The 6,941-nt window shown below is 58.3% G+C and carries 5 protein-coding genes; 2 read left to right on the top strand and 3 right to left on the bottom strand.

The annotated features are described in order from the left end of the window. Together B2W52_RS04945 and B2W52_RS04940 are read right to left on the bottom strand one after the other, a co-directional pair. On the bottom strand, positions 1-1,453 hold a 1,453-nt coding region (locus tag B2W52_RS04945), incomplete at its 3' end, for a UvrD-helicase domain-containing protein (RefSeq protein WP_286801693.1). Positions 1,454-1,692: 239 nt separating this feature from the next. Beyond that, on the bottom strand, positions 1,693-3,144 hold the full coding sequence (locus tag B2W52_RS04940) for an NAD-dependent succinate-semialdehyde dehydrogenase (protein ID WP_273069549.1): 1,452 nt from the start codon (positions 3,142-3,144) through the stop codon (positions 1,693-1,695). 185 nt (positions 3,145-3,329) lie between these two features. Between B2W52_RS04940 and B2W52_RS04935 the strand changes: the two genes are divergently transcribed. Then, positions 3,330-4,343, top strand: a complete 1,014-nt coding sequence (locus B2W52_RS04935) for a histone deacetylase family protein (RefSeq protein ID WP_273018399.1) — start codon at positions 3,330-3,332, stop codon at positions 4,341-4,343. Between the two features lie 4 nt (positions 4,344-4,347). Here the strand turns inward: B2W52_RS04935 and thiI are convergent, their stop codons facing one another. Then, positions 4,348-5,802 (bottom strand): tRNA uracil 4-sulfurtransferase ThiI, encoded by a 1,455-nt coding sequence (gene thiI, locus B2W52_RS04930; protein WP_286801688.1) that lies wholly within the window; start codon positions 5,800-5,802, stop codon positions 4,348-4,350. Positions 5,803-5,912: 110 nt separating this feature from the next. Between thiI and ppnN the strand changes: the two genes are divergently transcribed. Further along, positions 5,913-6,941 (top strand): nucleotide 5'-monophosphate nucleosidase PpnN (gene ppnN, locus B2W52_RS04925; RefSeq protein ID WP_286801684.1); only part of this gene is annotated, 1,029 nt, incomplete at its 3' end.

The raw sequence follows: 6,941 nt of genomic DNA, 5'->3' as shown, positions 1-6,941 counted from the left end.
ATTGCTTCATCAGGCCATGCAACGAAGCATCGCCCACCATGTCGGAGAGGCCTTCGATGATCGCAATGAAAGACTGCAGCCCGGTTTTGGCCCGGCCTTTAACCTGCCCGGCTTCCAGCAGACGCTCGGCGGATTCCCACAATGAGATACTCTGCTCGGTCGCGTATTCCCGAAGCTCCGCCAGGCTCTTGGCGCCAATGCCACGGGGCGGCACGTTCACCACCCGCTCAAACGCCGCATCGTCGCGGCGATACTGGACCAACCGCAGATATGCCAGGGCGTTGCGGATTTCCTGACGATCATAGAATCGCAGGCCACCGTATACCCGGTAAGGAATGCCCTGGCGCATCAGCGATTCTTCCAGCACCCGGGACTGGGCGTTGGAGCGATAGAGAATCGCGGATTCACTGCGCAGGTTGCCGTCCTGCACCCAGGCAGAAATGCTGTCGGCAATGTAGTTGGCTTCGTCCTGCTCGTTGAACGCCGCGTACAGGCTGATCGGTTCGCCTTCCGGACCGTCGGTCCAGAGCTCCTTGCCCAGCCGGCCCTGGTTGTTGGCGATCACCGCGTTGGCCGCCTTCAGGATCATCTGGGTGGAGCGGTAATTCTGCTCCAGACGCACCAACCGGGCATTGGGGAAATCCCGCTGGTACTGCTGGATGTTTTCGACCTTGGCGCCCCGCCAGCCGTAGATAGACTGATCGTCGTCCCCCACCACCGTCATTGGCACGCGATTGCTGGCCAGCACCTGCAGCCAGGCGTATTGAATGGTGTTGGTGTCCTGAAACTCGTCCACCAGGATATGCTGGAACCGGCTCTGGTAATGGGCCAGCAGCTCCGGACGATGCAGCCACAGTTCATGGGATCGCAGCAACAACTCGCCAAAATCCACCAGACCACCCTGCTGGCAGAGTTTTTCGTACTGGCGATAGATCTTCAGCATGATCGACAGGAAATGGTCGCCCGGATTCTCCTGGATATGATCCGCCCGCAGCCCTTCGTCCTTCTGGCTACTGATAAACCACTGGGCCTGCTTCGGCGGCCACTTGCTCTCATCAATCTGGTTTTCCCGCATCACCCGCTTGATCAGCCGCAGCTGGTCGTCACTGTCCAGCACCTGGAAGTTCTCCGGCAAGCCAGCGTCTTTCCAGTGCGAGCGCAACAGACGGTGCGCGATGCCATGAAAGGTGCCAAACCAGAGGCCGCGAGCCGGAATGTCCATCATCTGCTCAATACGGTAACGCATCTCCTTGGCGGCCTTGTTGGTAAACGTAACCGCCAGGATGCCAGTGGGCGGTACCCGATCCACGGTCATCAACCAGGCGATCCGGTGCACCAGAACACGGGTTTTGCCACTTCCTGCGCCGGCCAGAACCAAAAGGTGATCGTTCTGAGCGGTAACAGCTTCACGCTGGGCATCGTTCAACGGATCGATGATGTGGGAGACGTCCATAAAGAATCGGTTCGCTACTGGTTAAATAAACAGGTTGTTGAGTATAACAGGAGAAAAGAGGGATTTCTTTGGGGTCTGGGTTAGCCCTTATCCAGGGAGGAACGCACGAGGGCGGGGCTCTGTTCAGGACACGCTACGAGCACATCCATGTGCGCTTGGCTGTGGCCATCCTTGGCCACAGACAGTCCTGAACAGAGCCCCGCCCCCGCGCTTATCTCGCTTTGGAGATGGCTTCTCTGTTAAAAACCTCTTGGTACAGTCTGCGCTTCTACAAACTCGAACAGACCTTCCAGGCCGCCTTCACGACCGATGCCGGAGGCCTTCATGCCACCAAACGGCGCTTCCGGTGTCGGGCCGGTGCCGGTGTTCCAGCCACAGTGGCCGAAGCGAAGGCCGGCAGCCACACGCTGGGCGCGTTCGGCATCGTTGGTGAACACGTAGGAGGCCAGGCCGAACTCGGTGTCGTTACCGGCTTCGATGACTTCCTCTTCCGTGCGGAACAGGGCCATGGGTACCAGCGGGCCGAAGGTTTCTTCCTGGTAGCAGGACATCTCCCGGTTCACACCGTGGACCACGGTGGGCGGGAAGAACAGGTCGTTGCCAAGATCTTCCGGCTTCTTGCCGGCAACCAGGGTGGCGCCTTTTTCAAGGGCGTCCTGAACGTGGCGTTTGACCTTGTCGTAGCCAGCCTGGTTAATCAGCGGGCCAAGATCCACGTCGCCGTTGATGCCGTCACCGACGGTCATCTTGTTAACACGCTCGGCAAGCTTTTCACCGAAGGCATCGGCCACTTTCTCATGCACGAAAATCCGGTTGGCACAGACACAGGTCTGGCCACCACCACGGAATTTGTTGGCGATGAGGTTATCAGCTGCAGCGTCCAGATCGGCATCATCAAAGACAATGAACGGCGCGTTGCCGCCCAGCTCCAGGGCCAGTTTCTTGACCTGATCCGCCGTATCGACAATGAGCTTGCGGCCCACTTCGGTGGAACCGGTAAAGCTGAGCATGGGCACGTCGGGGCTCTCGCAGAGAACCTTGCCGATCACGCTGGCTTTACCCATCACCAGGTTCACCATGCCGTCAGGTATGTCGGTGTGCTTATCCATCAGGCTGAACAGGGCGATCATGGTCAGCGGGGTTTCGCTGGCCGGTTTGATCACCGAGGGACAGCCTGCCGCCAGCGCAGCGGAGAGCTTCTTCGCGATCATGCCAATGGGGAAGTTCCAGGGCGTGATCAGGCCGGTGACACCAATGGGCCGGTAGTGAACCGTCCAGGTGCAGTCTTTCGGCTTTTCCGGAATGGTATGGGCATCCAGGGCCTGGATGTGCTTGGAGCAGTAATCGAAGAACCCGGCGGCGTAATCCACTTCACCCTGGGCCTCCTGCAGCGGCTTGCCATGCTCCATGCACAGGATCCGACCGACTTCCTCCTTGTTGGCCTTGAGCGCATCCCGGATGTCTTCCAGCCACTTCCGGCGGGTCTCGATGCTGTAGGGACTGGTCAGTCGCAGTGCCGACTTGCCGGAGGCAACGGCGGCGTTCACTTCGTCTTCCGACATGGATGCGACCTGGGCGATCACCTTACCCGTTGCCGGGTTATAGACATCGAAGGTGTTGCCATGTTCATTGTCAGTCCAGCGACCACCGATATAGCCGGTCAGCTTTTCCAGCAGGGGTGACTCGATCATCTCGGCTCCTCTTCTGTGATTGGCTCCGCCCCGAGTGGGGCGCAGTAAGGGTAATCTGGTTGCGTCAGTGTTTTATGTCTTTCATAGTGGATGTTGTATCCCAACCTGTAAAGTCAAGGGCAGGCTTTTGATCATCGCCTGAGTGTGCCTATACTCGGGGGATCAGACACCCAGGAGACCGGACAATGAAGGCATTTTTCCATCCCGCACAGGATGAGCATGTTCCACAGACCTACTTTACCCGGGGACAGATGCGCCAGCCCCAGGAAATTCCTGCCCGCACTGGTGAAATGCTGGGCGGACTCAGGGAACTGGGCATCTCTGTGCTGCAGCCAGCAGACCAGGGCGCGGGGCCGATTTCAAAAGTCCACGATCTGGGCTACCTGCGCTTTCTTGAATCTGCGCATCGGCGCTGGAAACAGATGGATGACTGGGGCGATGAGGTTATTTCGAATATTTTCGTCCGTTCCCCGAATCACCTGACTGGCATTCTCGCCGAGGCGGCCCGCTATCAGGCTGATGGCAGCTGTCCGATTGGCGAACACACTTGGCATGCCGCGTACTGGTCTGCCCAGAGCGCGTTGGGTGCGGCTGATGCACTGATCGCCGGCGACCGGACTTCGTATGCGGTCTGTCGCCCGCCGGGGCACCATGCCCGCCGGGATGCAGCCGGTGGTTTCTGTTACCTGAACAATGCCGCCATCGCCGCCGAGCACATGAAAACACGGTTCCCCAGGATCGTGATTCTGGATACCGACATGCACCACGGCCAGGGCATTCAGGAAATCTTCTACGATCGCAGCGATGTGCTGTACATCTCCATCCATGGCGACACCACCAACTTCTACCCGGTCGTCAGCGGCTTTGAGAACGAACGTGGTGAAGGGGAAGGTTTTGGCTACAACATCAACATGCCGATGCCCCACGGATCAACGGAAGAAGATTTCTTCGCAAAACTGGATGAAGCCCTGGCGGCCATCAAACTTTTCCAGCCGGATGCCCTGATCCTTGCCCTCGGCTTCGATATCTACAAGAACGATCCACAGGCCAAGGTGTCAGTCTCTTCCGAAGGGTTCTGCAAGCTCAGCACCCATGTGCGTCAGCTGGGGCTGCCGACGCTGGTGGTTCAGGAGGGGGGCTACGATCTGGAGGCTCTGAGCGAGAACGTCCAGCAGTTCTTCAAAGGTCTGGCAGGCTGACGCTTCAGGCTGCGGGCACGTATACCTTCACGTTTTCGTGCCCTTCGGCCTTCAGATGCCCGGCGTGCATGCGGCTCATGGTGCCGCGATCGCAGTACAACAGGTATTGCCGGTTCGCCGGCAGTTCTGGTATCTGCTGGTTCAGCTCATAGAATGGAATCTGCAGAATCTCGTTGTTGGTCAACATCAACGGTGACTGCTCGCCTTCCGAGGGGTGACGCACGTCGATGATCACATCATCCACCGAGGGTGTCTGCACGAGCTCCACTTCCTCTGGCGTTACCGTGGTTTCCAGCAACCGGTTTACCGGCGTTTCCTCACGTGCCTCAATGGCGTTTGCCAGAACCGCGGCGTCCATTTGGGCCTCGTCTTCTTCCACCCGGTGCAGCTTGGCCCGGGTGGCAGGCTTCTGGGAGATCACTCCGCAGTATTCAGGCATGGTTCGTGCGAAAGATTCCGTGCCGATTTCCCGCGCGATGCGGATAATGGATTCCTTGTCCATGGACACCAAAGGGCGCAGAACCACCTCGTCACTGGCCCTGTCTACCACGTTGAGGTTGCTCAGAGTCTGACTCGAAACCTGGGCCACTGCATCGCCGGTTACCACGCCCACTGAGTTGTTCTTGCGAGCAATCTCGGCAGCCGCCATCAGCATCTGGCGTTTCAGAACCACCCCCCAGTGACGGTGATTCACCGATCGCATGATTTCGGCAACCACGCCCTCGAAGGGTACCGAGATAAACTTGGCACTGTGGGAGGCACCGTAGCGATCCCACAGGTAGTGCACCACCTGGCGCACACCAACCTCGTGAGCCGTGCCTCCGAGGTTGAAAAACAGGAAGTGATTGCGCAAACCCCTTCGCATCATCAAGTAAGCCGCCACCGAAGAATCATAGCCCCCGGAAATCAGGGTCAGCACATTTTCGACACTGCCCAGCGGATAGCCGCCCAACCCCCGGTGCTTGCGATGGGCAATATGGAACTGGTCGTCCTGGACTTCAATCCGCACCTCAACCTGTGGGGATTTCAGATCAACCCCACTGGCACCCGATGCCTGCATAAGCGCGGCACCCACGGTGCGCTCCAGATCAATAGAGCGGAAACTGTGTTCACCGTGACGTCGGGCCCTGACGGCAAAGGTTTTGCCAGCCAACCGGTCCGCAAAGGCCTCAACAGCCTTCTCGGCAACGTCTTCCAGACTGACAAATGGAAACGCTCCGATTTCCTGGATCGTGGAAATGCCCGGTATGCGCAAAAGCAGCTCAAGGGCCGGCCCGGACAACCCACGACCGTCTGGCACCTCCACGTCTACCCTGTCCCAGCTGCCTTCAACCCGAATCTCCGGATCAAGCCGCGCCAGCAGCTTTCGGATGTTCTGGCGCAGATGACGCATCTGCTGGCGACGGACGGGTTTACTCTTGATAGCAACTTCCGGAGCGGGACGAATAAGCAGTTTCATAAATCGGAATTTTGTCGGGTGGCGTATTGTACTGAAAGGCCTTAGTCTACCCTTTTGACTGCGTGCCTCAAAATCGGGCATTTCCGCAACATCCAGGAGTTTCACCGTTAATGCAGGAAACCACCATCAATGCCCTCGTCTCACCAGAGGGCAGCCTTGAAATTCTCTCCAATCATGAGGTCAACCGCCTCAAGGACCGCAGCGAAGGCGGCCTTTACCGGCTGTTCCGCCAATGCGCGCTGGCGGTTCTCAATACCGGCATCGAGACTGACGACTGCAAGGCATTGATGGAATCCCATGCCGACTTTGATGTCCGCCTGGTACCGCAGCCCCGGGGCCTCAAACTGGAACTGATCAATGCGCCCGGCCATGCCTTTGTTGATGGCGAAATGCTGAGGGCGATCCGCGAGCACCTGTTCTCGGTTTTACGAGACATTATCTACTCGCATTCGATCCCTCAGACAGCCGCCGGTTTTCGCCGGGATGATCCAGAAGACCTGACCAATTACGTATTCCACATTCTCCGCAACGCCCGGGTGCTGCAGGCAGGACGACAACCGGACCTGGTGGTCTGCTGGGGTGGCCACTCCATCGGGCATGAAGAATACCAGTACAGCAAGGATGTCGGTCATCAGTTGGGGCTCAGGGCCCTGAGCATCTGCACCGGATGTGGCCCGGGTGCCATGAAAGGGCCCATGAAAGGTGCCACCATTGGCCACGCCAAGCAGCGGGTAAAGAACGGTCGCTACATCGGTATTACAGAACCCGGCATCATTGGCGCCGAAGCCCCAAACCCTATCGTCAATGAACTGGTCATCATGCCGGACATTGAAAAGCGCCTGGAAGCGTTCGTCCGCTGTGGTCACGGCGTGATTGTATTCCCGGGCGGTGTCGGCACCGCCGAGGAAATTCTCTACCTGCTCGGGATCCTGCTGCATCCGGACAATGCGGATCTACCCTTCCCGGTGGTATTTACCGGCCGGCAGGAAAACGCGGAATACTTCGAGATGATCGACAAGTTCATCCGGAACGCCCTCGGGGATGAGGCTGCGAGCAAATACGAGATCATCATCGACGATCCGGTGCGCGTGGCCCAGACCATGAAAAAAGGGATGAAGGAGGTCGAGACGTTCCGGCGC

It is taken from the genome of Marinobacter sp. UBA2498 (assembly GCF_002341575.1).
In the GTDB taxonomy this organism is placed as follows: Bacteria; Pseudomonadota; Gammaproteobacteria; order Pseudomonadales; family Oleiphilaceae; genus Marinobacter; species Marinobacter manganoxydans.
Note: the sequence above shows the minus strand (reverse complement) of the source record. Positions and strands in the feature narration are given on the sequence as shown.

Excerpts from the sequence above, each read along its gene's own strand:
- B2W52_RS04940 (WP_273069549.1), bottom strand. The coding sequence starts at position 3,144 with ATGATCGAGTCACCCCTGCTGGAAAAGCTGACCGGCTATATCGGTGGT.
- B2W52_RS04935 (WP_273018399.1), top strand. The coding sequence starts at position 3,330 with ATGAAGGCATTTTTCCATCCCGCACAGGATGAGCATGTTCCACAGACC.
- thiI (WP_286801688.1), bottom strand. The coding sequence starts at position 5,802 with ATGAAACTGCTTATTCGTCCCGCTCCGGAAGTTGCTATCAAGAGTAAA.